At 66.2% G+C, this 26,142-nt stretch carries 23 protein-coding genes; 7 read left to right on the top strand and 16 right to left on the bottom strand.

Going from position 1 to position 26,142, the window contains the following annotated elements:
* Nucleotides 1-52: 52 nt before the first annotated feature.
* The 6 genes from GEM_RS23815 to GEM_RS23840 all read right to left on the bottom strand — a co-directional run bounded on the left by GEM_RS23815 (nucleotide 53) and on the right by GEM_RS23840 (nucleotide 4,618).
* Nucleotides 53-325: a succinate dehydrogenase assembly factor 2 gene (locus GEM_RS23815; RefSeq protein ID WP_014899965.1), complete on the bottom strand. Its 273-nt coding sequence runs from the start codon at nucleotides 323-325 to the stop codon at nucleotides 53-55.
* 6 nt (nucleotides 326-331) lie between these two features.
* Nucleotides 332-1,033 (bottom strand): succinate dehydrogenase iron-sulfur subunit, encoded by a 702-nt coding sequence (locus GEM_RS23820; protein WP_006399548.1) that lies wholly within the window; start codon nucleotides 1,031-1,033, stop codon nucleotides 332-334.
* Between the two features lie 21 nt (nucleotides 1,034-1,054).
* The gene (sdhA, locus tag GEM_RS23825) at nucleotides 1,055-2,830 is read right to left on the bottom strand and encodes a succinate dehydrogenase flavoprotein subunit (protein ID WP_014899966.1); all 1,776 of its coding nucleotides are present in this window, start codon (nucleotides 2,828-2,830) and stop codon (nucleotides 1,055-1,057) included.
* 3 nt (nucleotides 2,831-2,833) lie between these two features.
* Entirely contained in the window at nucleotides 2,834-3,202 is a 369-nt protein-coding gene (gene sdhD, locus GEM_RS23830) for a succinate dehydrogenase, hydrophobic membrane anchor protein (RefSeq protein WP_006399546.1), read from the bottom strand.
* A 4-nt stretch (nucleotides 3,203-3,206) separates the two neighbouring features.
* Entirely contained in the window at nucleotides 3,207-3,623 is a 417-nt protein-coding gene (gene sdhC / locus GEM_RS23835) for a succinate dehydrogenase, cytochrome b556 subunit (RefSeq protein ID WP_014899967.1), read from the bottom strand.
* A gap of 170 nt (nucleotides 3,624-3,793) precedes the next feature.
* A complete protein-coding gene (locus GEM_RS23840; RefSeq protein ID WP_080599470.1) occupies nucleotides 3,794-4,618 on the bottom strand; it encodes a GntR family transcriptional regulator in 825 nt (274 codons plus the stop codon).
* Between the two features lie 289 nt (nucleotides 4,619-4,907).
* On the opposite strand from GEM_RS23840, the gene GEM_RS23845 reads away from it, so the two are divergent.
* The 5 genes from GEM_RS23845 to acnA all read left to right on the top strand — a co-directional run bounded on the left by GEM_RS23845 (nucleotide 4,908) and on the right by acnA (nucleotide 12,070).
* The gene (locus GEM_RS23845; protein WP_014899969.1) at nucleotides 4,908-5,894 is read left to right on the top strand and encodes a malate dehydrogenase; all 987 of its coding nucleotides are present in this window, start codon (nucleotides 4,908-4,910) and stop codon (nucleotides 5,892-5,894) included.
* A 191-nt stretch (nucleotides 5,895-6,085) separates the two neighbouring features.
* On the top strand, nucleotides 6,086-7,090 hold the full coding sequence (locus GEM_RS23850) for an HpcH/HpaI aldolase/citrate lyase family protein (RefSeq protein ID WP_041490809.1): 1,005 nt from the start codon (nucleotides 6,086-6,088) through the stop codon (nucleotides 7,088-7,090).
* A gap of 223 nt (nucleotides 7,091-7,313) precedes the next feature.
* Nucleotides 7,314-7,823 (top strand): hypothetical protein, encoded by a 510-nt coding sequence (locus tag GEM_RS23855; RefSeq protein WP_014899971.1) that lies wholly within the window; start codon nucleotides 7,314-7,316, stop codon nucleotides 7,821-7,823.
* Nucleotides 7,824-7,845: 22 nt separating this feature from the next.
* On the top strand, nucleotides 7,846-9,297 hold the full coding sequence (locus GEM_RS23860; RefSeq protein ID WP_014899972.1) for a bifunctional 2-methylcitrate dehydratase/aconitate hydratase: 1,452 nt from the start codon (nucleotides 7,846-7,848) through the stop codon (nucleotides 9,295-9,297).
* A 52-nt stretch (nucleotides 9,298-9,349) separates the two neighbouring features.
* Nucleotides 9,350-12,070, top strand: a complete 2,721-nt coding sequence (gene acnA, locus GEM_RS23865; protein ID WP_014899973.1) for an aconitate hydratase AcnA — start codon at nucleotides 9,350-9,352, stop codon at nucleotides 12,068-12,070.
* Between the two features lie 168 nt (nucleotides 12,071-12,238).
* On the opposite strand, the gene GEM_RS23870 is transcribed toward acnA, so the two are convergent.
* Genes GEM_RS23870 through GEM_RS23880 form a run of 3 tightly spaced genes read right to left on the bottom strand, consistent with a single transcriptional unit; the run spans nucleotide 12,239 to nucleotide 13,430 of the window.
* Nucleotides 12,239-12,679 carry a DUF1801 domain-containing protein gene (locus GEM_RS23870; protein ID WP_014899974.1) on the bottom strand — a complete coding sequence of 147 codons (441 nt, stop codon included), beginning with the start codon at nucleotides 12,677-12,679 and terminating at the stop codon, nucleotides 12,239-12,241.
* Nucleotides 12,676-13,107 (bottom strand): SRPBCC family protein, encoded by a 432-nt coding sequence (locus tag GEM_RS23875; RefSeq protein WP_014899975.1) that lies wholly within the window; start codon nucleotides 13,105-13,107, stop codon nucleotides 12,676-12,678. The genes GEM_RS23870 and GEM_RS23875 overlap by 4 nt, the downstream gene beginning before the upstream one ends.
* Nucleotides 13,107-13,430 carry an ArsR/SmtB family transcription factor gene (locus GEM_RS23880; protein WP_014899976.1) on the bottom strand — a complete coding sequence of 108 codons (324 nt, stop codon included), beginning with the start codon at nucleotides 13,428-13,430 and terminating at the stop codon, nucleotides 13,107-13,109. The genes GEM_RS23875 and GEM_RS23880 overlap by 1 nt, the downstream gene beginning before the upstream one ends.
* Nucleotides 13,431-14,134: 704 nt before the next feature.
* Here GEM_RS23880 and GEM_RS23885 point away from each other — a divergent pair.
* Nucleotides 14,135-15,880 carry a S53 family peptidase gene (locus GEM_RS23885; protein ID WP_014899977.1) on the top strand — a complete coding sequence of 582 codons (1,746 nt, stop codon included), beginning with the start codon at nucleotides 14,135-14,137 and terminating at the stop codon, nucleotides 15,878-15,880.
* 83 nt (nucleotides 15,881-15,963) lie between these two features.
* Here the strand turns inward: GEM_RS23885 and GEM_RS23890 are convergent, their stop codons facing one another.
* The 5 genes from GEM_RS23890 to GEM_RS23910 all read right to left on the bottom strand — a co-directional run bounded on the left by GEM_RS23890 (nucleotide 15,964) and on the right by GEM_RS23910 (nucleotide 22,086).
* Complete coding sequence (locus tag GEM_RS23890; RefSeq protein ID WP_014899978.1) at nucleotides 15,964-17,382, bottom strand: MFS transporter; 1,419 nt, start codon at nucleotides 17,380-17,382, stop codon at nucleotides 15,964-15,966.
* A gap of 250 nt (nucleotides 17,383-17,632) precedes the next feature.
* Nucleotides 17,633-18,469, bottom strand: a complete 837-nt coding sequence (locus tag GEM_RS23895) for an ABC transporter permease (protein WP_041490811.1) — start codon at nucleotides 18,467-18,469, stop codon at nucleotides 17,633-17,635.
* Between the two features lie 37 nt (nucleotides 18,470-18,506).
* Nucleotides 18,507-19,763 (bottom strand): ABC transporter permease, encoded by a 1,257-nt coding sequence (locus GEM_RS23900; protein ID WP_039319379.1) that lies wholly within the window; start codon nucleotides 19,761-19,763, stop codon nucleotides 18,507-18,509.
* 102 nt (nucleotides 19,764-19,865) lie between these two features.
* On the bottom strand, nucleotides 19,866-20,912 hold the full coding sequence (locus GEM_RS23905; protein ID WP_014899981.1) for an ABC transporter substrate-binding protein: 1,047 nt from the start codon (nucleotides 20,910-20,912) through the stop codon (nucleotides 19,866-19,868).
* Between the two features lie 82 nt (nucleotides 20,913-20,994).
* A complete protein-coding gene (locus GEM_RS23910) occupies nucleotides 20,995-22,086 on the bottom strand; it encodes an ABC transporter ATP-binding protein (RefSeq protein WP_014899982.1) in 1,092 nt (363 codons plus the stop codon).
* 187 nt (nucleotides 22,087-22,273) lie between these two features.
* Here GEM_RS23910 and GEM_RS23915 point away from each other — a divergent pair, with 187 nt between their 5' ends.
* Nucleotides 22,274-23,800, top strand: coding sequence for a PLP-dependent aminotransferase family protein (locus GEM_RS23915; RefSeq protein ID WP_014899983.1), 1,527 nt, complete (start codon nucleotides 22,274-22,276; stop codon nucleotides 23,798-23,800).
* Between the two features lie 37 nt (nucleotides 23,801-23,837).
* Here the strand turns inward: GEM_RS23915 and GEM_RS23920 are convergent, their stop codons facing one another.
* Both GEM_RS23920 and GEM_RS23925 read right to left on the bottom strand, forming a co-directional pair.
* Complete coding sequence (locus tag GEM_RS23920; protein ID WP_014899984.1) at nucleotides 23,838-24,872, bottom strand: lipase secretion chaperone; 1,035 nt, start codon at nucleotides 24,870-24,872, stop codon at nucleotides 23,838-23,840.
* Between the two features lie 3 nt (nucleotides 24,873-24,875).
* On the bottom strand, nucleotides 24,876-25,970 hold the full coding sequence (locus GEM_RS23925) for a triacylglycerol lipase (RefSeq protein ID WP_014899985.1): 1,095 nt from the start codon (nucleotides 25,968-25,970) through the stop codon (nucleotides 24,876-24,878).
* Nucleotides 25,971-26,142: the final 172 nt, after the last annotated feature.

Below are 26,142 nucleotides of genomic sequence, written 5' to 3' on the forward strand. Positions count from 1 at the left end.
GCACATCCTCAATCGAAATAAAGAAACGGGATTCGATAACGGGCGTAACGCGTTACACGTTGCGCAGCATCTCCAACAGCCGGTGGATATCCGGGCTGTTTAGGTCGCCCTCTGGTTCCTTGCGCGCGAGGAGCAAGTCCATCAGGTCGTTGTCGCTCAGATCGAGCAGGCGCGACAACGCGCCTACGTCTGCATCGGTGAGGTCATGCTCGTATCTGCTGAAGAAACGCTCGAAAATGATGTCGTTTTCCAGCAGACCCCGCCGCGCGCGCCAGCGGAGGCGCGCGCGACGGTGCGGGTCGGATTGATGCGATTCGTCGCTCATCAAACTTTAAACCGCGCGGCGAACCATCAGTTCCTTGATCTTGCCGATCGCCTTCGTCGGGTTCAGGCCCTTCGGGCAAACGTCGACGCAGTTCATGATCGTGTGGCAACGGAACAGACGGTACGGGTCTTCCAGGTTGTCGAGACGCTCGCCGGTGGCGGTGTCGCGGCTATCCGCGATGAAGCGGTAAGCCTGCAGCAGGCCGGCCGGGCCGACGAACTTGTCCGGGTTCCACCAGAAGCTCGGGCACGACGTCGAGCAGCTCGCGCACAGAATGCACTCGTACACGCCGTCGAGCTCGTCGCGTTCTTCCGGCGACTGGAGGCGTTCCTTCTCCGGCGGCGGCGCGTCGTTGATCAGGTACGGCTTGATCGAGTGATACTGGTTGAAGAAGTGCGTCATGTCGACGATCAGGTCGCGCACGACGGGCAGGCCCGGCAGCGGACGCAGCACGATCTTCTGCGGCAGGTCGTTCAGGTTCGTCAGGCACGCGAGACCGTTCTTGCCGTTGATGTTCATCGCGTCCGAACCGCACACGCCTTCACGGCACGAACGGCGGAACGACAGCGTCTCGTCCAGTGCCTTCAGCTTGACCAGTGCGTCGAGCAGCATGCGCTCATGCTTGATCTCGAGCTCGTACGTCTGCATGCGCGGCGCCGCGTCCTTGTCCGGATCGTAGCGGTAGACTTCAAAAATGCGTTTTGCCATTTCGGATTCCTTTGACTCGGCTTAGAACGTGCGCGGCTTCGGCGGCACGGATTCGACCGTCAGCGGCTTCATTTGAACCGGCTTGTAGTCGAGGCGATCGCCTTCGCTGTACCACAGCGTGTGGCGCAGCCAGTTGTCGTCGTCGCGGTGTTCGTAGTCGCTGTGCGCGTGTGCGCCGCGGCTTTCCTTGCGCGCTTCCGCCGACACCATCGTCGCGCGGGCGACTTCGATCAGGTTCTCCAGCTCGAGCGCTTCGACGCGCGCGGTGTTGAACACCTTCGACTTGTCCTTCAGGTGGATGTTTTCCACGCGGGCCTTCAGGCCGGCCATCTCGTCGACACCTTCCTTCAGCAGTTTCGACGTGCGGAACACGCCTGCGTGCTTCTGCATCGTCGAACGGATGTCATTCGCGACGTCCTGCGTGTACTCGCCCGAGCTCGACTTCTCGAGCTTCGCCAGGCGCGCCAGCGAGAATTCGCCTGCGTCGGCCGGCAGCGGCTTGTGTTCCTTCTGGTTCTTCACGTGCTCGACGATGTGGTTGCCGGCCGCACGGCCGAACACCACGAGGTCCAGCAGCGAGTTCGTGCCGAGGCGGTTCGCGCCGTGCACGGACACGCACGAGCACTCGCCCACTGCGTAGAAGCCGTTGACGGGATCCTTGTGACCGCGCGACGTGCCGACGACCTGACCATGGATGTTGGTCGGGATGCCGCCCATCTGGTAGTGGATCGTCGGGACGACCGGGATCGGTTCCTTGATCGCGTCGACGTTCGCGAACTTCAGCGCGATTTCGCGGATCGACGGCAGACGCTTCATGATCGTCTCGGCGCCGATGTGCGACAGGTCGAGCAGCACGTGGTCCTTGTTCGGACCGACACCGCGACCTTCCTTGATTTCCTGGTCCATCGAACGCGACACGAAGTCACGCGGCGCCAGATCCTTCAGCGTCGGTGCATAGCGTTCCATGAAGCGCTCGCCGTTCGCGTTGCGCAGGATACCGCCTTCGCCGCGCACGCCTTCGGTGATCAGCACGCCCGCGCCGGCCACGCCGGTCGGGTGGAACTGCCAGAACTCCATGTCCTGCAGCGCGATGCCCGAGCGGGCAGCCATGCCGAGGCCGTCGCCGGTGTTGATGAACGCGTTCGTCGATGCCGCGAAGATCCGGCCTGCGCCGCCCGTCGCGAACAGCGTCGTCTTGCCTTCCATGATGTAGACGTCACCCGTCTCCATCTCGAGGGCCGTCACGCCGAGCACGTCGCCTTCCGCGTCGCGGATCAGGTCGAGTGCCATCCATTCGACGAAGAACTGCGTCTTCGCTTCGACGTTTTGCTGGTACAGCGTGTGCAGCAGCGCGTGACCGGTACGGTCGGCGGCCGCGCAAGCGCGCTGGACCGGCTTCTCGCCGTAGTTCGCCGTGTGGCCACCGAACGGACGCTGGTAGATCGTGCCGTCCGCGTTACGGTCGAACGGCATGCCGAAGTGTTCGAGTTCGTACACGACGTTCGGCGCTTCACGGCACATGAACTCGATCGCGTCCTGGTCGCCGAGCCAGTCGGAACCCTTGATCGTGTCGTAGAAGTGGAAGTGCCAGTTGTCTTCGCTCATGTTGCCGAGCGACGCGCCGATGCCGCCCTGTGCGGCCACCGTGTGCGAACGGGTCGGGAACACCTTCGACAGCACGCCGACCGACAGGCCCGCGCGCGACAGTTGCAGCGCTGCGCGCAAGCCCGAGCCACCCGCGCCGACGATCACCACGTCGAACTTGCGGCGCGGCAGGGAAGTTTTGATTGCAGCCATTCTTTACACTCTCCAGAGAATCTGCGCGGCGTAGCCCGCACATGCGAGCAGCCAGACGATGGTCAGCGATTGCAGCAGCAGGCGCACACCGACGGGCTTCACGTAGTCCATCCAGATGTCGCGCACGCCGACCCATGCGTGGTAGAAGAGGGAAAGCAGCGTCACGAAGGTCGCGAGCTTCATCCATTGCGCGGAGAAGATCGACGCCCAGCCTTCGTACGAGAAGTCATGCGCGCCGAAGAACAGGACGAGCAGAATGACCGTGTAGACCGCCATGATCGTGGCGGTGACGCGCTGCGCGAGCCAGTCGCGCAGGCCGTAGTGAGCGCCGACGACGAGACGCTTCGAGCCGATTCGGTTATTGGCTGCCATTTTCTTAGAATGCTCCGAACAGTTTGAGTGCCATGGCGATCGTCAGGGCGATCGAGACGACAAAGACGACGACTGCCGTCCGCTTGCCGCCTTCCTTCGTGACGGCGTCGTGGTTGACGTCCATCAGCAGGTGGCGAATGCCGGCGCAGAAATGGTGGAGGAACGCCCAGGACAACGCGAGGACGATCAGCTTGACGATGATGTTGGAGAGGAAAGCCTTGAAGACTTCGAAGCTGAGCTCGGAGGTGAGGCTCTGATCGAAGAGGAACAGCACGAACGGCAGGAACAGGAACAGCAGCGCGCCGCTGATTCGATGGAGAATCGACAATATCGCCGCCAGCGGCATGCGATATTTCATCGTGATATCGCCGAATCCGATGTTCCGGTATTCCGGCCTCGGCTTTCTTACTGCGTCAGTCATGCTAGACCCCTACTATGTTGTCACACTAATCCGCAATTTTAGCGCCTTTTTATATCGCGCTGCAGCGAAAGTCTGCTCTGGATCGTTACGCGAACGAGAATAAAGGCGGCCCGAAACGTGCTACGCGAGCGTGGAAAACGCGCATGCACGCTGCTTGTGCCGATACGTCGTCAGCTCAAGTCATTCTGATAGTAATACCCGGTTGTGACATACCAGCCGCGCCGCACTTCCACAGGCCGGTCTCCGTATGTATAGGACACGCGCTCGACCGACAGCAATGGAAATCCTGCCGGCACGTGCAGCAGGTCGGCCACCGCCGGCTCCGCCGCCACCGCGCGAATCTTTTCCGTCGCGCGGATCATCCGCGTGCCGAACTCCGTCTCGAACATCGCGTAGAGCGGCCCCTTGTACTCGCTCAGCCGCTCGAACGTAAGGCCGCGGAACATCGCGCCCGGCAGCCAGATCTCGTCGAGCACCGTCACCTCCTTCTCGAACTCCAGCAGGCGACGCACCTGCACGACCGGATCGGCCGGCTTCAGGTCGAGCTGCCGCGCGATCTCGGCCGGCGCGCGCAGGCGCCGGCATTCGAGCAGGCGGCTCACGTGCGGGTGCTCGGCACCGTCGTCGGCCAGAAGCCGCAGGAAGCGGAACTGCGCGCGATCCTCGTTGTGCGTTGCAACAAAAGTACCCTTGCCCTGCCGCCGGACCACGAGGTTTTCGGCGGCCAGCTCGTCGATCGCCTTGCGAACGGTGCCCTGGCTGACCTTGTAACGGGCCGCAAGCTCCACTTCGCTCGGAATGATCTCGCCCGGCTTCCATTCACCGGATTCGAGACTTTGCGTGATCAATGACTTGATCTGCTGGTATAACGGACTAAAGGTCGGCGACGGAGAAGCGACAGGCGTCGGCACGGAATCACCCGCGCCCGGCTGCCCTGGGCCGCCTGCGCCGTTCTGATTCGCGTTGTTCGCCTGGTTCGATGTCATGGCGCGCATTTCATCACAAACCGCGCTTTTCCGTCCACTCAAATTCCGCAAAACATCTGTCTTATATAAGACATATGATACCGTTTGACTTTGGGCCCGCCGGCTCCTACACTCCGGGTCGAGCAAGGGTTCGCGGGTGCAAATACGCGTCCCCGGCTACGTGCCACGGCCGTCTCCAGGTTCACCGCGTCTGCCTTTCGCGAGTCCTCCGCCCTGCTTCAATGCAACGCTACGCGTAACGCGCATAGAATGGCGTTTTGCCTAGCGTCCACCGCTTCACCCGTCCTGGAGATTTTCAATGGCTAAGCCCGCAAAGCGCGTTGCCGTCACCGGCGCCGCAGGTCAAATCGCTTACTCCCTGCTGTTCCGCATCGCGAACGGCGACCTGCTCGGCAAGGACCAGCCGGTCATCCTGCAACTGCTCGACCTCCCGCAAGCCCAAGCCGCCGTCAAAGGCGTCGTGATGGAACTCGACGATTGCGCGTTCCCGCTGCTCGCGGGCGTCGTGATCACCGACGATCCGAAGGTTGCATTCAAGGATGCAGACGTCGCGCTGCTGGTCGGTGCACGTCCGCGCTCGAAGGGCATGGAGCGCAAGGACCTGCTGTCGGCGAACGCCGAGATCTTCACGGTCCAGGGCGCTGCGCTGAACGAAGTCGCGAGCCGCGACGTCAAGGTGCTGGTCGTCGGCAACCCGGCGAACACGAACGCGTACATCGCGATGAAGTCGGCGCCGGACCTGCCGAAGAAGAACTTCACGGCCATGCTGCGCCTCGACCACAACCGCGCGCTGTCGCAGCTCGCGGCCAAGTCGGGCAAGCCGGTCGCATCGATCGAGAAGCTCGCCGTGTGGGGCAACCACTCGCCGACGATGTACCCCGACTTCCGTTTCGCGACCGTCGAAGGCGAATCGCTGCTGAAGCTGATCAACGACGACGTGTGGAACCGCGACACGTTCATCCCGACCGTCGGCAAGCGCGGCGCGGCGATCATCGAAGCGCGCGGCCTGTCGTCGGCAGCGTCGGCAGCCAACGCGGCGATCGACCACGTGCGTGACTGGGTCCTCGGCACGAACGGCAAGTGGGTCACGATGGGCATCCCGTCGGACGGCTCGTACGGCATCCCCGAAGACATCATCTACGGCGTGCCGGTCGTGTGCGAAAACGGCGAGTACAAGCGCATCGAAGGCCTGGAAATCGACGCGTTCTCGCGCGAGAAGATGGACGGCACGCTGGCCGAGCTGCTCGAAGAGCGCGATGGCGTCGCCCACCTGCTGAAGAACTAAGCAGCAAATCGCGTGACCGTGCCGCCCCCGGGCGGCACGGTCAAGGCACAGGCGGCGGGGCCGGCATGCAGCCGGCGCCGCCGCCCGATCCGATCCGCGCACGTTTTGCCGCCACAGGCGCCCCGCGCCGGCCCAGAACGCGCCCGAATCCGATTTTCTCCACGTTGATCCGCCTCCTTGACGTAGAAGAGATGTCCGCGCTCACTCCTGCACAAGTGCTGTACGACGGGGCGTCCCCGCCCGCGATCCTGCCCTGCTGCGATCACTACGCGGGCAGCGAGAAGCTGATCCGCAAGTCGCTCGCGCTCCAGGCCGAACTCGGCCCCGTATTCGACATCACGCTCGACTGCGAGGACGGCGCGGCCATCGGCCAGGAAGCGGCGCACGCGCAGCTCGTCGCCGAGTTCCTCGGCAGCGCCGAGAACCGCTTCGGGCGGGTCGGCGTCCGCATCCACGACTTTTCCCATCCCCACTGGCGCGACGACGTGCGCATCGTGCTGCGCGCCGCGCGCGCGCCGGCCTACCTGACGCTGCCGAAGGTCGCGAGCGCCGCCGACGCGGCCGAGATGGTCGCGTTCATCGAAGGCACCCGCCGCGAGCTCGGCCTCGCGCAGCCGATCCCGGTCGACGTGCTGGTCGAGACGCACGGCGCGCTCGCGCAGGCGGCCGCCCTCGCCGCGCTGCCGCTGGTCGGGACGCTGAGCTTCGGGCTGATGGACTTCGTATCCGCGCATCACGGCGCCATTCCCGATGCAGCGATGCGCTCGCCGGGCCAGTTCGACCACCCGCTGGCGCGCCGCGCGAAGCTGGAAATCGCCGCGGCGTGCCACGCGCACGGCAAGACGCCGTCGCACAACGTGACGACCGAAGTGCGCGACATGGGCGTCGTCGCCGGCGACGCGCGCCGCGCGCGCGACGAGTTCGCGTTCACGCGGATGTGGAGCATCCACCCCGCGCAGATCCGCCCGATCGTCGACGCATTCGCGCCGCGCACCGACGAGGTTGCGCTGGCCGCCGAGATCCTGCTGGCCGCGCAGGCCGCCGACTGGGGCCCGACGCGCCACGGCGATACGCTGCACGACCGTGCGAGCTACCGCTATTACTGGTCGGTGCTGCGCCGCGCGCGGGCGACCGGCCAGCCGGTGCCGGCCGAGGCCGCGCCGCTGTTCGGCCCGGCCGCCGGAGACGCGCAGTGAGCGCGCGCCGACACACGCATTTCATCGAATTCCGGGAGCGCAAACCCGCGATAGGTTTGCGAAACGACAAAAAACGTAACGGAGCCTGAAAACCTGAAATATGCGCGTCCAAATAGGTGAAAATAGCGGCCGCTGCGCGCTTCCGGGGCGCGTGCAGTTTCAAACCGGCCAGCAGCTTCGGCTGCCGGCCCTTGTCAACTGATTTTCGAAAGGTTCTGACTCCATGAAGAAACTCCTGATCGCTACCGCCATCGGCGCGTTGTCCGCCACGATGCTGGTGTCGGCACCGAGCGCGTTTGCCCAGGATACGGCGACGACTGCGAAGAAGACGGCCAAGCGCCCGGCGCCGGCCAAGCGCATCATTCCGCGCAGCAAGAAGGCACAGGCACGTGCCGCGGCCAAGGTCGATCCGGTGCCGGACGGCGCAGTCAAGTGGGCGTGCAAGGACGGCCTGTCGTTCGACCTCGCCGGCGACATGAAGCGCGACCAGCTGGTCACGGTTCACTGGGCGAAGAAGAACTACAAGCTGCCGCGCCAGGCCACGACGACGGGCGCCGACACGTTCTACGATCCGGCCAACGGCTTCAAGCTGGTCGTCATCCCGAGCAAGGCGATGCTGTTCAGCGATGCGAACGGCGGCGAACGTCTCGCCGACGAGTGCGTGACGCCGGAAATGGCGCAAGGCGGCGCAGCGCCGACGCAATCGAACGAGCTGAAGCCGGTAACGAACTAAGCGCGTTCTCCCAGGCCCCTCGATGTCCGCCCCGGTCTCCAACGTCCGCCCCGCTCCGGATACGGTGCTCGTCGATATCGTCGACTACGTGCTGAACCCCGGCATCGACAGCGCGCTCGCGCTGGAGACGGCGCGTCATTGCCTGATCGACACGCTCGGATGTGGGCTCGAGGCGCTGTCCTACCCTGCCTGCACCAAGCTGCTCGGCCCCGTCGTGCCCGGCACGATCGTGCCGAACGGCGCGAAGGTGCCCGGCACGTCCTTCCAGCTCGATCCCGTCCAGGCCGCTTTCGACATTGGCGCGATGATCCGCTGGCTGGACTTCAACGACACCTGGCTCGCCGCCGAATGGGGTCATCCGTCCGACAACCTCGGCGGGATCCTGGCGACGGCCGACTGGCTGTCCCGCACGGCCGTCGCGGCCGGCAGGAAGCCGCTTGCCATGCGCGACGTGCTCGTCGCGATGATCCAGGCCCACGAGATCCAGGGCTGTCTCGCACTCGAAAATTCGTTCAACGCGGTCGGGCTCGACCACGTGCTGCTCGTGAAGGTCGCCTCGACGGCCGTCGTCGGCCGCCTGCTGGGGCTCACACGCGACGAGCTGATCAACGCGGTGTCCAACGCGTTCGTCGACGGCCAGGCGCTGCGCACCTACCGCCACGCGCCGAACACCGGTTCGCGCAAGTCGTGGGCGGCCGGCGACGCGACGTCCCGCGCGGTGCGCCTCGCGCTGATCGCGAAAACCGGCGAGATGGGCTACCCGTCGGCGCTCACCGCGAAAACCTGGGGTTTCTACGACGTGCTGTTCGACGGGCAGCCGTTCCGCTTCCAGCGCCCGTACGGCACGTACGTGATGGAGAACGTGCTGTTCAAGATTTCGTTCCCCGCCGAATTCCATGCGCAGACGGCCGCCGAGGCCGCACTGCAGCTGCACGCGCAGCTCGCCGCGGCGGGCCGCACCACCGACGAGATCAGCCGGATCACGATCCGCACGCATGCGGCCGCGATCCGCATCATCGACAAGCAGGGCCCGCTCGCCAATCCGGCCGACCGCGACCACTGCATAAAGTACATGGTCGCCGTGCCGCTGCTGTTCGGCCGGCTGACCGCGGCCGACTATGAAGATTCGGTCGCCGCCGATCCCCGCATCGACGCGCTGCGCGCGAAAACCGTGTGCGTCGAGGATCCGCAGTTCACGAAGGATTACCATGACCCGGCCAAACGATCGATCGCGAATGCGCTGACGATCGAATTCGCGGACGGATCGAAGCTTGCCGAAGTAGCGGTCGAATACCCGATCGGCCATCAGCGACGCCGTGCGGACGGCATCCCGCTCCTGGTCGGGAAGTTCCGGACCAACCTTGCCCGCCGCTTCCCGGCAAAGCAGCAACAAGCGATTCTCGACGTGTCGCTGGACCAGGCAAAGCTCGAAGCGATGCCGGTCGATGAGTACGTCGACTTGTATGTGATATAGCCGTCATCTACAGGACTCTTTGTTTCCTAGCCTTAAACCCAGGAAAATCACCATGGCCCACAATCTCCACAAGACCCTCAAGGAATTCGACAGCGGTTCCGGCAAAGGCAAGTTCTACTCGCTGCCGCAGCTCGGCAAGGAACTGAAGACGAAGATCGAGCGCCTGCCGGTGTCGATCCGTATCGTGCTCGAGTCCGTGCTGCGCAACTACGACGGCAAGAAGATCACCGAAGAACACATCGAGCAGCTCGCGAACTGGAAGCCGACCGCGAAGCGCGTCGACGAGATTCCGTTCGTGGTGTCGCGCGTCGTGCTGCAGGACTTCACGGGTGTGCCGCTGCTCGCCGACATCGCGGCCATGCGCGGCGTCGCGGAGCGTTCGGGCAAGAACCCGAAGAAGATCGAACCGCTGGTCCCGGTCGATCTCGTCGTCGACCACTCGGTCCAGATCGACTACTTCCGCCAGAAGGACGCGCTCGACCTGAACATGAAACTGGAATTCCAGCGCAACAACGAGCGCTACCAGTTCATGAAGTGGGGCATGCAGGCATTCGACACGTTCAAGGTCGTGCCGCCGGGCGTGGGCATCGTCCACCAGGTGAACCTCGAGTATCTCGCGCGCGGTGTCCACCACAAGAAGGCGGACGGCGGCGACACCGTGTACTACCCGGACACCCTGGTCGGCACGGACAGCCACACGACGATGATCAACGGCATCGGCGTGGTCGGCTGGGGCGTGGGCGGCATCGAGGCTGAAGCCGGCATGCTCGGCCAGCCGGTGTACTTCCTGACGCCGGACGTCGTCGGCGTCGAGCTGAAGGGCAAGCTGCGCGAAGGCGTGACGGCCACCGACCTGGTGCTGACGATCACCGAAATGCTGCGCAAGGAAAAGGTCGTCGGCAAGTTCGTCGAGTTCTTCGGCGCAGGCACGAAGTCGCTGTCGCTGCCGGACCGCGCGACGATCGGCAACATGGCGCCGGAATACGGCGCGACGATGGGCTTCTTCCCGGTCGACGAAAAGACCATCGACTACTTCGAAGGCACGGGCCGCACGAAGGCGGAGATCGCCGCATTCGAGAACTACTTCAAGGCACAGAAGCTGTTCGGCATTCCGAAGGCCGGCGACATCGACTACACGAAGACGGTGACGCTCGACCTGGCAACGGTCGCCCCGTCGCTGGCCGGCCCGAAGCGCCCGCAGGACCGCATCGAGATCGGCAACGTCAAGTCGACGTTCACCGACCTGTTCTCGAAGCCGGTCGCGGAAAACGGCTTCGCGAAGAAGGCTGAAGACCTGGGCACGCAGTACACGACGAGCAACGACGTCGACGTGAAGAACGGCGACGTGCTGATCGCCGCGATCACGTCGTGCACGAACACGTCGAACCCGAGCGTGCTGCTGGCTGCCGGCCTGCTCGCGAAGAAGGCGGTCGAGGCCGGCCTCACGGTCGACCCGAAGATCAAGACCTCGCTCGCGCCGGGATCGCGCATCGTCACCGAGTACCTGACGAAGACGGGCCTGCTGCCCTACCTGTCGAAGCTCGGCTTCGAACTCGCGGCGTACGGCTGCACGACCTGTATCGGCAACGCAGGCGACCTGACGCCGGAACTGAACGAAGCGATCACGAAGAACGACATCGTCGCGGCAGCCGTGCTGTCGGGCAACCGTAACTTCGAAGCGCGTATCCACCCGAACATCCGCGCGAACTTCCTCGCGTCGCCGCCGCTCGTCGTCGCATACGCGATCGCCGGCAACATCACGCGCGACCTGATGACCGAGCCGGTCGGCCAGGGCAAGGGCGGCCGCGACATCTACCTCGGCGACATCTGGCCGACGAGCGAAGAAATCCACGCACTGCTCAAGTTCGCGCTGGACCCGAAGAAGTTCGAGGAAAACTACGCGAAACTGACCAAGAAGGGCGACCTCTGGAGCAAGATCGAGGGCGAAACGGGCGAGGTCTACGACTGGCCGAAGTCGACCTACATCGCGGAGCCGCCGTTCTTCGGCAACGACTTCTCGATGGAACCGGCTGCGTCGATCCCGACCGTCAAGGGCGCGCGCGCACTGGGCATCTTCGGTGACTCGGTCACGACCGACCACATCAGCCCGGCAGGCTCGATCAAGGAAGACTCGCCGGCAGGCAAGTGGCTGAAGGAAAACGGCGTGCAGAAGGCCGACTTCAACAGCTACGGCTCGCGCCGCGGCAACCACGACGTGATGATGCGCGGCACGTTCGCGAACGTCCGGATCAAGAACCTGATGATCCCGGCGAAGGCAGACGGCACACGCGTCGAAGGCGGCCTGACGATTCACCAGCCGAGCGGCGAACAGCAGTCGATTTACGACGCGGCCATGCAGTACGTTGCAGCCGACACGCCGACCGTCGTGTTCGCGGGCGAAGAGTACGGCACGGGCTCGTCGCGCGACTGGGCCGCGAAGGGCACGCAGCTGCTCGGCGTGAAGGCCGTGATCGCACGCAGCTTCGAGCGGATCCATCGCTCGAACCTGGTCGGCATGGGCGTGCTGCCGCTGCAGTTCAAGGGCGCGGACAGCATTCAGTCGCTCGGCATCACCGGCGAAGAGACCTACGACATCGAAGGCCTCGGCGACGACTTCAAGCCGCAGCAGGACGTCACGCTCGTGATCAACCGCAAGAACGGCGAAACGCAACGCGTGCCGGTGCTGCTGCGTATCGATACGCCGATCGAAGTCGACTACTACAAGCACGGCGGTATCCTGCCGTTCGTGCTGCGCTCGCTGCTCGCAGCGTAAGCGTCCTGCTTTTGCAGGTGCCGCAGCCGCCTCGCGGCGGTTGCGGCCGATTTGGATGCCCGACCTCGTGTCGGGCTTTTTTTTGGTTCATCGCGGGTGTCGTAGCGCCGATCGCACGGCGGCGCCCCGCTTTCGCGGGACGTCACCCGCCGGCATCCGGCTCGCGCGTCACGCCGCCTTGCTACTTCGCGCCTTCGCGCCCGCGCCGGAACCTGATCGCGCGTTCTTCTTCAAATGCGTGCGGTTGTATTCGATCGCCGCGCGCACGAGGCGCTTCAACGCCCGCTTGTCGATCCGGTCGCCCTCGAAGAAATCGATCGCACGCCGCGCGTTGCCATTGAGACCGTCGTTGAACAACTGGTCGGGATCGGGCAGCTTCGCGCCGTGCATGAAGGTCAACTTCACCTTGCCCTTGTGCGCGTTCGCGACCGCGATCATCCCGTCGCACGACCACACGGGGCTGCCCATCCATTTCCATTCCTCGACGATGCCGTCTTCAGCGGCGAGGATCGTCTCGCGCAGTTCCGCGAATGTCTTGCCGCGCCAGTCGGCGATCCCCGCGATCAGCGCGTCGATGCGGGCCGACGGTTCCAGGTCCGATGCGCTCATGCCCGGGCCTCCTGCTCTTCGTCGGGACGCGCCAGCACCCGTTCGAGCGACTCGAAGAACCGCGCCCACCCGTGCTGCGCACCGCGGTACGCCTGCTCCTGATCGGTGCGGAAGCCGGCCTGCTCCATCCGCAGCAGCGTGCCACGCGGCGTCGGCGTGAGCGTCCACGTGACGACGCTTTCGAGGCCGCAGGCTGCCCACGTATAGGACAGCGCGCGCTGTGGCTCGATCGTCAGCACCGTGCAGTCGACCGCACCCCAGTCCGCGCGAAAGCTGAACGCGCGGCCCGCGACGGGTTCGAAATCGCTCTTCATCAGCCACGCCTCGATCAGGTGCGGTTGCGTGAGCGCGCGCCAGATCTTCTCCGGCGGATGCGACAGTTCCCGTTCGACGACGACGGTACGCGTTTCGGTGGTGGCCTGGTTCATTACTGATCCATCCTCTTTAGCAGATCTTCGAGGGCATCGAACCGGTTCTGCCAGAAGCCGGCCATCTGGCTGGTCCAGTCGAGCAACGGCGTCAGCGCCTGCGGCTGCGCGCTGTAGTGCGTCTGCCGGCCTTCGTGACGGTCGCTCACGAGCCCGGCCTGCTTCAGTACACCCAGATGCTTCGATACCGCCGGCTGCGACACGCCTGCATGCGCCGTCAGCGCGGCAACCGTCAGCTCACCCTCTTCGCACAGCCGCTCGAAGAGCGCGCGGCGCGTCGGATCGGCAAGCGTCCTGAACAGCATGTCGTGAGCGTTTTGCATGGTTGAATCAATAACCCTATGGTTATGAATCCAAGGATAGCGGCGGACCGGCGCGCGTCAAGGAGGAATTTCGCGCATGTCGTCGTCCGATCCTGCCGCATGCCGCGTTCCTCGTGACGGGCCGCCCGGCGGCGAAACTGCCTGCGACGGCCATCGGGAGCGCTTCGAGTCCGAGTCGCCGCCCGAATTCGAGCATTCCCTCTAATCCGCTCACCCGATCCGCGAACCGAAAGCACGCTGCAAGACTCGGCAACGCGCTGTTCCACAGTTCGGGAAACGCTCGCGATCGACTGGCCCCGTTTTTGTGCATCCGCGCATCCGGGGCGTCGTCGCGCCGACGCCGTGGCGGCGCCTGACCACATAGTGCGACGCGCGACGCGTCCACGCCCGATCGCCCGCGACGCGCTCGCGCGGCGATTCGCTCCGCAATCGCGCGCATTCCGATACCGCAACGAACGAGTCGTGCGTGCAAACGTCGTCGACCGTCGCGCGGTCGCGCGGCGAACCGGTTCCCTGTGCCGGGGGCGCGCTGCTGCATGCACGAACGACGCAGCACATGCGCGCGAGCACGCCGATGTCAGAACTGACAGCTATGGAAACTGGCAGCTACCTGAACGGCACCGACGCCCTACGCTCGACACCGCTCGCGGCCCCACAAGGGCCGGGGGTTCCAGCAACGTCGTCTCTCCTAAAAAGGACTCCCGATGAAAAGGAACGCCTGGTTTTCCCTTCCCCTTCCGTCGCCCCGCCGCCTCGCGTGCGCGTGCGCGTGGCCGCTCATGGTCGCCGCCGGCGCGGCGCATGCGACGACGGACTGGGTCGACACCCACACGAAGGCCTTTCTGACCGGCCCGCAGTTGATGGCGCGCAGCGCGGCGCCGTCGCTCGAACTCGCGGCCGGCGAAACGGCCGACGTCGTCGTCAGCCTGAAGCTGCGCAACGCCGCGCAGCTCAAGCAGCTCGCGCACGACGTGAACCGGCCCGGCAATGCGCATTACCGCCAGTACCTCACGCACGAGCAGTTCCTCGCCAGCTACGCGCCGACCGACGCGCAGGTGAAGTCGGTCGTCGACTATCTGCGCAAGAACGGCTTCGTGAACATCGAAGTCGCGCCGAACCGGCTGCTGGTATCCGCGCGCGGCACGGCCGGCACGGTGAAGAGCGCGTTCAACACGTCGCTCGTGCACTTCCAGTACGCAGGCCGCCCGGGCTTCGCGAACGCCTCCACCGCGCAGGTGCCGCGCGCGCTCGGTGACGTCGTCGGCTCGGTGCTCGGGCTGCAGAACGTCGCGCGCGCACGGCCGATGCTGCGCATCGGCAACGTCGCGAAGGCGCAGGCACTCGCGGCCGGCACGGCCACCGGCCACTATCCGAAGGAATTCCCGGGCCTCTACAACGCGACCGGCGTGCCGACCGCGGCCGGCGTGAGCGTCGGCATCATCACGATCGGCGGCGTGTCGCAGACGCTGCAGGACCTGAAGCAGTTCACGTCGAGCAACGGCTACGGCACGGTCTCGACGCAGACCGTCAAGACCAACGGCACCGGCACGACCGGCAGCTACAGCGACGACCAGGACGGCCAGGGCGAATGGGACCTCGACAGCCAGTCGATCGTCGGCTCGGCCGGCGGCCAGGTCGGCAAGCTCGTGTTCTACATGGCGGACCTCAACGCCGCCGGCAACACGGGCCTCACACTGGCGTTCAACCGCGCGGTGTCGGACAACACCGCGAAGGTGATCAACGTGTCGCTCGGCTGGTGCGAGACCGACGCGAACGCAGACGGCACGATCGACGCCGAGGAGCAGATCTTCACGACGGCCGCCGCGCAAGGCCAGACGTTCTCGGTGTCGTCCGGCGACGAAGGCGTATACGAGTGCAACAACCGCGGCTATCCGGACGGCGCGAACTACACGGTGTCGTGGCCGGCCGCGTCGCCGCACGTGCTCGCGATCGGCGGCACGACGCTGTACACCACGTCGGCGGGCGCGTTCTCGAACGAGACGGTATGGAACGAAGGCCTCGACGCCAACGGCAAGCTGTGGGCGACGGGCGGCGGCGTCAGCACGGTCCTGCCGGCGCCGGCGTGGCAATCGGGCAGCAATCGTCAGTTGCCCGATGTGTCGTTCGACGCCGCGCAAAGCACGGGCGCGTACATCTACAACTACGGCCAGTTGCAGCAGATCGGCGGCACGAGCCTCGCTGCACCGATCTTCACCGGCTTCTGGGCGCGCCTGCTCGCGGCGAACGGCACGACCCTCGGCTTCCCGGCCGGCAAGTTCTATGCGGATATCCCGTCAAACCCGTCACTCGTGCGCTATGACGTCGTGTCGGGGAACAACGGCTATCAAGGGTATGGCTACAACGCGGGCACCGGCCGGGATCTGACGACGGGCTTCGGCAGCCTGAACATCGCGAACCTCAACAAGCTGATCCAGACCGGCGGCTTCTGAGCGTAACGGGAAGGACGGCGCGTGGCAGTCGTTCGCCGCGCGCCGCGCCGACACACTCGCGGGCCGCGGGCTCGCACGGAACCCTACTCCGTCGCGCGCTCCTTCACCGGCGCCGCCACGGCCGGCGCCCCAGCCCGATGCGATGGCGCGAAGAGTCGCAGCCCGCTCGCCACGCTCGCGGCACCGGCAAAGCCGGCGCCGAGCATCAGCGCGAGCGTCGGGCCGTGACGCCCCGCGATCCCGAACGACAGCGCGACGAGCGCCGCGCCGGTCGCCTGCCCGATCAGCCGCGCGGTCGCGATGATCCCGCTTGCGCCGCCGCTGCGTTCGGGCGGCGCGCTCGACATCAGCGCCTTCAGGTTCGGCGACTGGAAGAAACCGAAGCCCGCGCCGCACAGCATCATCCGCCAGCCGATGTCGACTACGTTCGGCGCCGTCGGCAATGCCGCGAGCGACACCATCCCCGCGCTCAGCAACGCGAGCCCGATCGCGCCGAGCAACCCGGGCGGATAACGATCGGACAGCCGGCCCGCGATCGGCGCGGCCAGCGCGACGATCGCCGACCACGGCGTCATCAGGAACCCCGTCTCGACCGCGCTGCGATGCAGGACGGTCTCGAAGTAGAACGGCAGCGACACGAACGCCAGGCCCTGTGCGGCGAACGCGCACACGGCCGTCAGCGCGGACAGCGTAAACACGGGCCGGCGGAACAGGTCGACCGGCAACATCGGCGCCGGGTGTCCGGCCTGGCGGCGGATCAGCAGCCAACCGAACGCGAGCGCGACGGCGGCGGCCGCGAGCACGATGGACAGCGGCCCGCGCTGCGCGAATTCACCGAGCGCGAAGATCAGCGACGCGAACGTGATCACGTTGAACAGCGCGGCAAGCGGATCGAACGCATGCTTGCCGCGCGCCGTCTGCGGCAGCGACGGAATCGCCACCGCGAGCGCGATCACGCCGAGCGGCACGTTCACCGCGAACAGCCAGGGCCAGGCAGCAACGGACAGGATCAGCGATGCGATCGTCGGCCCGATCGCGAACGACACACCGACGACGAGCGCGTTGAAGCCGACGCCGCGCCCGAGCCGGTGCGCGGGAAACAGGTTGCGGATCAGCGCGACGTTCACGCTCATGATCGCGCTCGCGCCGAAGCCCTGCACGATCCGCGCCGCCGTCAGCTGCGGCAGCGTCGCGGCGAGCGAACAGCCCAGCGAGGCGAGCGTAAACACCGCGAGGCCCGAGACATACACGCGCTTGTGGCCGACGATGTCGCCAAGCGACGCGAACGGCAGCAGCGTGGCGACCATCGCGAGCTGGTATGCGTTGATGATCCACACCGACGCGGCCGGCGACGCGTGCAGGTCGGTGGCGATCGCGGGCAGCGCCGTGTTCGCGATCGCGGTGTCGAGCGTCGCGAGCGCGACGGCCAGCAGCACGGCGGACATCGCGCGCCAGTTGACGGCCGGCTCCCGGGCGCCGGCGGGGGAAGCGAATTCGGACAAGATGAGGCTCGGCTGACGAGCGACGCGCGGCGTCGCGGATTGAGCGGTGCGGCAACGGCGGCTCCGTGCAACAGCAACGGAACGCGCGGCACCGCGAGCCGTATTGTTGCAGAGCCGCATCGAACCTGCAGGCAAGCGCGTCGTCAGTCAGCAAAACGAAAGCTTTGGCGCGCCGCGTCGAGTGCGCGCCATCGTTGAATACGCAACGATCAATGGTCGGGCAGCGGGCCGAACGGCGCCCGCCCCGCCGTCACGACACTGCGCGCCGCGCGTTGCGGCCGCGCAGCCATTCGAGCGCGAGCAGCAGGCTCGTCGAGAAAATGATCAGGATCGTCGCGAGCGCGGCGATCGTCGGGCTGATGTTCTCGCGGATACCCGTGAACATCTGGCGCGGCAGCGTCGTCTGGTCGGCGCCCGCGAGGAACAGCGTGACGACGACCTCGTCGAACGACGTCGCGAACGCGAACAGCGCGCCCGACATCACGCCCGGCGCGATCACCGGCAGCGTCACGCGGAAGAACGTCGTGACGGGATTCGCGCCGAGCGACAGGCTCGCGCGCACCAGGTTCTGGTTGAAGCCCTGCAGCGTCGCGGCCACCGTCGTCACGACGAACGGCACGCCGAGCGCCGCGTGCGCGGCGATCAGCCCCGTGTAGGTATTCGCGAGCCCGAGCGGCGCGAAGAACAGGTACATGCCGACGCCGACCACGACGACCGGCACGATCATCGGCGACAACAGCACCGCCATCAGGAGCCCCTTGCCGCGAAAGTCCGCCTTCGTGAGGCCGATCGCGGCGAGCGTGCCGAGCACGGTCGCGACGATGGTCGCCGACGGCGCGACGATGAAGCTGTTCTTCGCGGCCATCCGCCACTCGTCCGACGCGATCAGGTTCTCGTACCAGCGCGTCGAGAAACCCGGGATCGGATAGACGAGGAACGTGCTCGACGAAAACGACAGCGGCACGATCGCGAGCACCGGCAGGATCAGGTACAGCAGCGTCAGCACGACGAGCACGCGCAGCGCGACATACCACGCGCGCTCGACGAACGACATGTGCGGCGCGAACAGCGGCCTGGCGAGTTTCATGGTCGGCATCCCCTTCCTGTTTTCCTGTGCCCGGCGCTCAGCCGAGGCTCACGTTCGTGCGCGTGAAGCGCCCGTACACCGCATACAGCACCAGCGTCGCCGCGAGCAGCAGCCCGCCGAGCGCGCACGCCATGCCCCAGTTGATCGTCACGTTCGTGAAGTACGCGACGTAGTAGCTGACCATCTGGTCGTTCGGGCCGCCGAGCAGCGCAGGCGTGATGTAGTAGCCGATCGCGAGGATGAACACGAGCAGCGCCCCCGCACCGACGCCCGGATAGGTCTGCGGCACGTACACGCGCCAGAACGCGGCGAACGGATGGCTGCCGAGCGACACGGCCGCGCGCTGGTAGGTCGGCGGGATCGACTTCATCACGCTGTAGAGCGGCAGGATCATGAACGGCAGCAGGATGTGCGTCATCGAGATGTACACGCCGACGCGGTTGAACAGCAGCGTCAGCGGATGCGAGATCAGCCCGCTGCCGATCAGCGCCGTGTTGATGAGCCCTTCGCTCTGCAGCAGCACGATCCACGCGGCGACGCGCACCAGTACCGAGGTCCAGAACGGAATCAGCACGAGGATCATCACGAGGTTCGCGCGGCGCTCCGACAGCGTCGAAATCCAGTACGCGAGCGGATAGCCGAGCAGCAGCGCGAACAGCGTGACCGCGACGCCGATCACGAACGTGCGGCCGAAGATCGCTAGATAGATCGACTGGTCGGGATCGGCCTGCACGATCTGGCCAAAACCGTCCTGCTTGTGGTCGAGCGCAGCGAGCAGGTAGAACGGCGACAGCTGGCTGCCGTTCTTCGCGATCGCCTGCCAGTACGCGGCGTCGCCCCAACGCGAATCGAGGTCGATGATTTTCTCGCGCGTCTGCGCGGGCGTCAGCACCGCGTCGTTGTCGCCCTTCAGCGGCATCGCGCGCGCCGTCTTCGCGACGAGCGAGCGATAGCCGGGAATCTCGGTGTTCAGGCGCCGTGCCAGCGCACCCATCGCCTCGCTGTCGGCCACCTTCGTCATGTCGGCCGCGAGCGCGACATAGGCGGCATCGGCTGGCGGTGCCTTGCGGTCCCAGCCCGACAGCGCGGCGATCGTGTTCGGCAACGCGGTCGCGATCTCGGGGTTCTGCACCGCGCGCGTGAGCAGCGTGCCGATCGGCACGACGAAGATGAGCAGCAGGAAGATCGCGAGCGGCGCGATCAACAGCAGCGCCATCGTGCGCTTGCGGGCCTCGGCGGCCTTCAGCTCGCGCTTGAGCGCGGCTGTCGACGGCGAGGAAGGAGCGATCGTCATCGTGTTCAACGGTTCTCTCCGGCCGGGCTCGATCCGGCGGAATGCCGCGCGACGCGTCAAGCGCGCCGCGCGGCCGGTTGCATCAGGACACCTGAACGGCTGTTACTTCGTCGCCCACGCGGCGAAGCGCTGCTCGAGCTCGTCGCTGTGGTCGGTCCAGAAGCCGATGTCCTCCAGTACCGCGTTCTTGCCGTTGGCCGGCGAGTTCGGCAGGTTCGCGAGCGTCTTCGCGTCGAGCGACTTGATCGCCGCGACGTTCGCGGGACCGTACGCGATGTGCTGCGCATAGCCCTGCTGCGGCTTCGGCGTCAGCGTGTACGCGATGTACTGCTCGGCGAGCGCCTTGTTCGGCGAGCCCTTCGGAATCGCCCAGTAGTCGAGGTCGTAGATGCTGCCGTTCCACACGACCTTCAGGTTCTTGCCTTCCTTCTGCGCGGCGTCGATGCGGCCGTTGTACGCGGTCGACATCACGACGTCGCCGGCCACCAGGAACTGCGGCGGCTGCGCGCCCGCTTCCCACCACTGGATGTACGGCTTCAGCTCGTCGAGCTTCTTGAACGCGCGGTCCTGGCCGGCCTTCGTGCCGAGCACCTTGTACACGTCCTTGGTCGCGACGCCGTCGGCCATCAGCGCGAACTCGAGGTTGTAGCGCGCGCCCTTGCGCATCCCGCGCTTGCCGGGGAATTTCTTCACGTCCCAGAAATCGGCCCAGCCGGTCGGCGCGGTCTTCAGCTTGTCCGCGTTGTACGACAGCGCGGTCGACCACACGAAGAAGCCGACGCCGCACACCTGCGGCGATTCCGGAATCAGGTCGGACTTCTTCGCGATCTTCGACCAGTCGAGCTTCTCGTACAGCCCTTCGTCGCAACCGCGGTTCAGGTCGCCCGATTCGACTTCCACCACGTCCCAGTTGACGTGCTTCGCCTCGACCATCGCCTTCACTTTCGCCTGCTCGCCGTTGTACTCGACGGCCGTGACCTTGTTGCCGGTCGCCTTCTCGAACGGCTGGTTGAATGCGGCCTTCTGCGCGTCGCCGTTCGCGCCGCCGAAGTTGACGACCGTGAGTTCGGCCGCCGTGGCCGATGCGCCGACGACGGCGAGCGCCAGTGCGAGCGCGGTGCGACGCGCGGTAGAGCTTGCTCCGTTCATGGTGGTTCCTCTGCTCTCGTGGTGGAAGTAGTCAGTTGTTGTTGACGACGTGCTGCGGAAAATCGGGAAAACCCCGGATCAATCAGGTGAACACGCGCAGGTGCTCGGGCGCGAATGCGAGCGATACCGGCGCGCCGGGCGAGAACGCGTCGAGCGCGCCCGTGCCGAGCGGCACCTTCACGAAGCATTCATCCTGGCCCGGCAGCGCGCAGCGCATGCGCACGTGATCGCCGAAATAGATGAGGCTGCGCGCCTCGCCGGTCACGCGGTTCGCGGTGCCGTTTGCATGCCCGTTCGCGAGGCTCATGCGTTCGGGGCGGATGCAGGCGACGGCTGGCGCGCCTTCGGCCGCGTCGCCGATGCGGCGGCCGACGAGCTGCGTGCCGTCGTCGAGCCGGAATTCGCAGAATTCGCCGTCGACGCGCGCGATGGTGCCGCGCAGCCGGTTGCTGTCGCCAATGAAGTTCGCGACGAATTCGTTGCACGGCGATTCGTACAGGCGGTCGACGGTATCGAGCTGCTGCACGATGCCCTTGTCGAACACGGCGACGCGATCGGACATCGTCAACGCCTCGCCCTGGTCGTGCGTCACATAGACGAAGGTCACGCCGAGCTTCTCGTGCAGCGCCTTCAGTTCGTACTGCATGTGCTCGCGCAACTGCTTGTCGAGCGCGCCGAGCGGCTCGTCCATCAGCACCAGCTTCGGCTCGAACACGAGTGCGCGCGCGAGCGCGATGCGCTGCTGCTGGCCGCCCGACAACTGCGCCGGATAGCGCTTCGCGAAGCGTTCCATCTGCACCATCTTCAGCGCGTGCGCGACGCGCTCCGTGCGCTCGGCCACCGACAGCTTGCGCACCGTCAGCGGATACGCGACGTTCTGCTCGACCGTCAGGTGCGGAAACAGCGCGTAGTTCTGGAACACCATGCCGATGTTGCGCTTGTGCGGCGGCACGGTGTTCAGCAACTCGCCGTCGAGGCGGATCTCGCCGCCCGTCGGGAATTCGAAACCCGCCAGCATCATCAGGCAGGTGGTCTTGCCCGAGCCCGACGGCCCGAGCAGCGTCAGGAATTCCCCTCGGTGGATGTCGAGGTCGAGCGATTTGACGACCAGCGTCTCGCCGTCGTAGGTCTTCCGCACGCCGCGAAAGCTGACGATCACATCATCGGACTTCATCGTGGCTGTCCCCTTGCTGCGCGACAAACGTTTATGAATGCCCCCAAACCTGTCGCTGCGCGCCAGGCCCCCCGAGGGGGTCAAGAAAACGTGGGGCGGCCCGGCGCTTTCTTGTGAGATGGACCCACTATACGGTGCGCACGGTTCTATACTAGGGAACCATTTCAATATTCCTAGTAGGACCACTTTGGATACCGTGATCCTCGCCGACTGGCTCTCCGCCCGTCTCGACCGCAGCTCGTCCGAGCCGATGTACCGGCAACTGCTGCAACAGATGCAGCAAGCCATCCTCACCGGGGAATTGGGGCCAGGCACAAAACTGCCGAGTTCGCGCACGCTCGCGGCCGACCTGTCGATTGCACGCAATACCGTGCTGCACGTGTACGACCAGCTGACGGCCGAAGGCTACGTGCTGACGACGACCGGCAGCGGCACCTACGTGGCCGATACGCGACCGGACGCCGCCGCGATCCACGCGCCGGGCGCGGCGGCGGTGCCGTCGTCCGGCGCCGGTGCGACGCCGCTGCCGGACGCGCAAGGCGGCCTGTCGATGCGCGGCCGGCAGTTGATCGAGCACGCGGGCGTGTCGCGACGCCAGTGGGGTGCGTTCATGCCGGGCGTGCCGGACGTGTCGGAATTCCCGAGCCGCACATGGAGCCGCCTGCAGGCGCGCTTGTGGAAGGAAGCGAATCCCGAACTGCTGACCTACGCGCCGGGCGGCGGCTACCGGCCGCTGCGCCGTGCGCTCGCCGACTACCTGCGCGTCGCGCGCTCGGTCAAATGCACGCCGGACCAGGTGATCATCACGACCGGTATCCACCAGTCGATCGACCTCGCGGTGCGGCTGCTGTCCGACATCGGCGATCGCGCGTGGGTCGAGGAGCCGTGCTACTGGGGCGTGCGCAGCGTGCTGCAGGCAACCGGCCTCACGCTCGCGCCGGTGCCGGTCGACCAGGAAGGGCTCGATCCGCGCGCGAGCGACATGCAGCATCCGCCGCGGCTCGTGCTCGTCACGCCATCGCATCAGTATCCGCTCGGGATGGTGATGAGCCTCGCGCGCCGCCGGATGCTGCTCGAGTACGCGCGTCAGCACCGCTGCTGGATCATCGAGGACGACTACGACAGCGAGTTCCGCTACGGCAGCCGCCCGCTCGCGTCGCTGCAGGGGCTCGACGACGGCGGCCGCGTGATCTACGTCGGCAGCCTCGGCAAGATGCTGTTCCCGGGCCTGCGGATGGGCTACATGGTCGTGCCCGAGCATCTGGTCGACACGTTCCGCACCGGGTTGTCGGAGCTGTACCGCGAGGGCCAGCTGATGCAGCAGGCCGTACTCGCCGAATTCATCATGGACGGACACCTGACTTCGCACGTCAGGCGGATGCGCACGCTGTACGGCGAGCGCCGGCAATTGCTGATCGATGCGATCCGTGCGCGCTTCGGCGATGCGCTGCCCGTGATGGGTGACGAGGCCGGCCTGCATCTGGTGCTCGGGCTGCCCGACACGTGCGACGATCGCGCGGTCACGCAGAGCGCGTTCGATGCGGGCGTGATCGTCCGTCCGCTTACCAGCTACTACAGCAGCCTCGACACCGCGCGGCAGGGCCTGCTGCTCGGCTATGCATGCGTCGCGCACGAAGGCATCGGCCCCGCGTTCGACACGCTTGCCGATACCATCGAGCAGCATCTGCCGCACGACATCACACGCGCCGCATAGGGCCGCACGAGACCGCCCGCACGCGGCGACGCCCGCGTCATTGCGCGCTGCCGGCCGCGCGATCGAGCGATGCCGCGCGCACGGCTTCGCCGGGCTTCGTGAACACGCGTTGCCGCAGTGCGGCGATCTGCGTATCGCGGTCCTGCGGCGACAACCCGGCCGATTCGATCTGCGCACGCTGTGCCGCGTAGTCCGCATAGCGGCTCTGCCACGATGCGTCATCCTGCTGCATCTGCGCGACGCGCGCCGCAGCGTCGGGGCCGAGCGTCTGCGTCAGCTGCGCGCGCATCGCATCGGGTGTCGCCCCGCTCTTCTGCAATTGCGCGATCTGGTCGATCGCGGCACGCTGCCGGTCGATCCGCTGCTGCGCCGCCCGTTCGTCGGCCGGCATCTGCTGCTCCAGCGCCGCGAGCCGCTCGGCCTTCTGTGCATCGGTCAATGAGCGATCCTGAGTGATCTTCAGCCGTGCGAGGTCGTAGCGCTGCCGCCACTGCTCCGCACCGAAGAACGGCTGGCTCCAGTCGCCGAGCGTGCGGTACGCGATGGACGCGCGCTGATCGAGTGCGAGCTGCAACGCGCCCAGGTCGGACTTGTCGACCGCGCCGGCATCGCGCAGTTTCGCGAGTGCGTCGAGATACGCGCGATAGCGGTGCCACACGTCGAGCGCCTCGGCCTGCGCAGCCGTACCGTCGAGCTGCGCGGCGATCTCGCGCACGACGAACGCATCGAGCGCGGCCGCGCTCAGGTCGCTCTGAGCGGTCAGGCAATAGTCGAAGAAATCGCGTACCGCGCGCGACTTCGCGAGATGGCCACCGGCATCGAGCGGCAGCCGCGGCGCGCTGGAACCGGCCAGCGACGGCGGCAGGCCCGCACTCGCCGGCACGGCGGCCTGCGGTGCCGCGGCCGGCACGCCGCCCGCCGCTGCCACGTCCGTTGCGTCACCGGCGGCACCCGACCCGCGATGCCATCCCGCCCCGCTCCACATCGCGACGCCGGCGATCGCCGCCAGCCCCACGACACCGTAGACCGCTGCGCGCCGCGCCAGCGGCGCGCGCCCTTCACGAGCCGTCATCGATTACACGCCCGCGAGCTGCAGCCGGTTCGCATGCGTGCGGATCACCGCGACCGGATCTTCCGCATACGCGCCGCGCACGCCGAGCAGCTGGTTGATCTCGTCGATGTGGTTCCACTTGTAGCTCGTGCTCAGCACCTTGCCGTACAGCGCGCTGCACTTCGACACGAGCCCGTCGTTCTGGCCCGACCCGCGGTTGATCATCACCGTGCCGGTGCCGAACAGCGCGAGCGTCGACGGATCGAGGGCGTTTGCGGGATCGACGAGCGGAATGGTGCTCGTGTCCTGCGCACCCGTCACGCCGAACAGCGAAAGCGTCGGCTGGATCGCCGTGCCGGCCCACGAATACAGCAGATGCGTGTTGCCGCCGACCGTTTCCGTCGGTGCGCCGGTCTGGCAGCTTCCCGGTGCACCCAGGCCCGCGCTCGGATAGTTCTGGTTGTAGGTCGCCGCCTGCGCGGTCGTCAGCGTCTTCAGCGATGCGAGCGCGTCCTGGTTCGTGTTGTGACTGCTGCTCGTCAGGATTCCGAACACATTGACGAACGCCGCGATCACCGTCGACGACAGTCCGGTCGGATCGTACGCGAGCACGCTCTGCACGAAGTCCGCGAACTCGGAGCCGCGATGCGGCGTGCCGATCGTCGTCACCGACGCGACGAGATCGGGCGCGACGGCCGCGACATAACGCGACGTCAGCCCGCCCTGGCTGTGGCCGACGAGATTGACCTTGGTCGCCCCCGTCGCGGCGAGTACCGTCTTCACGTAGGCGAGCAGCTGTTCGCCGCGCCCGTTCGGGCCGTCGTCGCTCTGGAAGCCCGACAGGTTCGCGACGTAGACGGTCGCGCCATGCTGCTGCAGATCCTCCTGGATTCCGTACCAGTACTCGAGCACGCCGGCGTACTTGTCGGTGCCCGTGAGCCCGTGCACGAGGATGATCGGATAACGCGTCGCCGCGTAGTTGTCGGCGGGCGCGGTCGCCGCCATCGCCGAGTGTGTCGTCGCGAGCGTCATCAGCGCGGTCGTCCCCGCGAACGGTGCGACGCTCATCGCACATGCCACTGCCCCCGCCATTACCCTGGAACGCATCGATCTGGCCATGCATGTTCTCCTGATTATTGTGCTGCCGGTGCGAATGACACCGGATCGACACGCACGCTGCATCGCGCGCACCGTGTGCGTCGAATGCGGGAGTGAATCACGAGTTGCGAACGTGTGCGCCCTGACTAGATACGGTTCTCTAATCGGTTGACGCGCCCCGCCCGTTCGGGCG

It is taken from the genome of Burkholderia cepacia GG4 (genome assembly GCF_000292915.1).
Lineage (GTDB): Bacteria > Pseudomonadota > Gammaproteobacteria > Burkholderiales > Burkholderiaceae > Burkholderia > Burkholderia cepacia_D.

Excerpts from the sequence above, each read along its gene's own strand:
- GEM_RS23815 (WP_014899965.1), bottom strand. The coding sequence starts at position 325 with ATGAGCGACGAATCGCATCAATCCGACCCGCACCGTCGCGCGCGCCTC.
- GEM_RS23820 (WP_006399548.1), bottom strand. The coding sequence starts at position 1,033 with ATGGCAAAACGCATTTTTGAAGTCTACCGCTACGATCCGGACAAGGAC.
- sdhA (WP_014899966.1), bottom strand. The coding sequence starts at position 2,830 with ATGGCTGCAATCAAAACTTCCCTGCCGCGCCGCAAGTTCGACGTGGTG.
- sdhD (WP_006399546.1), bottom strand. The coding sequence starts at position 3,202 with ATGGCAGCCAATAACCGAATCGGCTCGAAGCGTCTCGTCGTCGGCGCT.
- sdhC (WP_014899967.1), bottom strand. The coding sequence starts at position 3,623 with ATGACTGACGCAGTAAGAAAGCCGAGGCCGGAATACCGGAACATCGGA.
- GEM_RS23840 (WP_080599470.1), bottom strand. The coding sequence starts at position 4,618 with ATGCGCGCCATGACATCGAACCAGGCGAACAACGCGAATCAGAACGGC.
- GEM_RS23845 (WP_014899969.1), top strand. The coding sequence starts at position 4,908 with ATGGCTAAGCCCGCAAAGCGCGTTGCCGTCACCGGCGCCGCAGGTCAA.
- GEM_RS23850 (WP_041490809.1), top strand. The coding sequence starts at position 6,086 with ATGTCCGCGCTCACTCCTGCACAAGTGCTGTACGACGGGGCGTCCCCG.
- GEM_RS23855 (WP_014899971.1), top strand. The coding sequence starts at position 7,314 with ATGAAGAAACTCCTGATCGCTACCGCCATCGGCGCGTTGTCCGCCACG.
- GEM_RS23860 (WP_014899972.1), top strand. The coding sequence starts at position 7,846 with ATGTCCGCCCCGGTCTCCAACGTCCGCCCCGCTCCGGATACGGTGCTC.
- acnA (WP_014899973.1), top strand. The coding sequence starts at position 9,350 with ATGGCCCACAATCTCCACAAGACCCTCAAGGAATTCGACAGCGGTTCC.
- GEM_RS23870 (WP_014899974.1), bottom strand. The coding sequence starts at position 12,679 with ATGAGCGCATCGGACCTGGAACCGTCGGCCCGCATCGACGCGCTGATC.
- GEM_RS23875 (WP_014899975.1), bottom strand. The coding sequence starts at position 13,107 with ATGAACCAGGCCACCACCGAAACGCGTACCGTCGTCGTCGAACGGGAA.
- GEM_RS23880 (WP_014899976.1), bottom strand. The coding sequence starts at position 13,430 with ATGCAAAACGCTCACGACATGCTGTTCAGGACGCTTGCCGATCCGACG.
- GEM_RS23885 (WP_014899977.1), top strand. The coding sequence starts at position 14,135 with ATGAAAAGGAACGCCTGGTTTTCCCTTCCCCTTCCGTCGCCCCGCCGC.
- GEM_RS23895 (WP_041490811.1), bottom strand. The coding sequence starts at position 18,469 with ATGAAACTCGCCAGGCCGCTGTTCGCGCCGCACATGTCGTTCGTCGAG.
- GEM_RS23900 (WP_039319379.1), bottom strand. The coding sequence starts at position 19,763 with ATGACGATCGCTCCTTCCTCGCCGTCGACAGCCGCGCTCAAGCGCGAG.
- GEM_RS23905 (WP_014899981.1), bottom strand. The coding sequence starts at position 20,912 with ATGAACGGAGCAAGCTCTACCGCGCGTCGCACCGCGCTCGCACTGGCG.
- GEM_RS23910 (WP_014899982.1), bottom strand. The coding sequence starts at position 22,086 with ATGAAGTCCGATGATGTGATCGTCAGCTTTCGCGGCGTGCGGAAGACC.
- GEM_RS23920 (WP_014899984.1), bottom strand. The coding sequence starts at position 24,872 with ATGACGGCTCGTGAAGGGCGCGCGCCGCTGGCGCGGCGCGCAGCGGTC.
- GEM_RS23925 (WP_014899985.1), bottom strand. The coding sequence starts at position 25,970 with ATGGCCAGATCGATGCGTTCCAGGGTAATGGCGGGGGCAGTGGCATGT.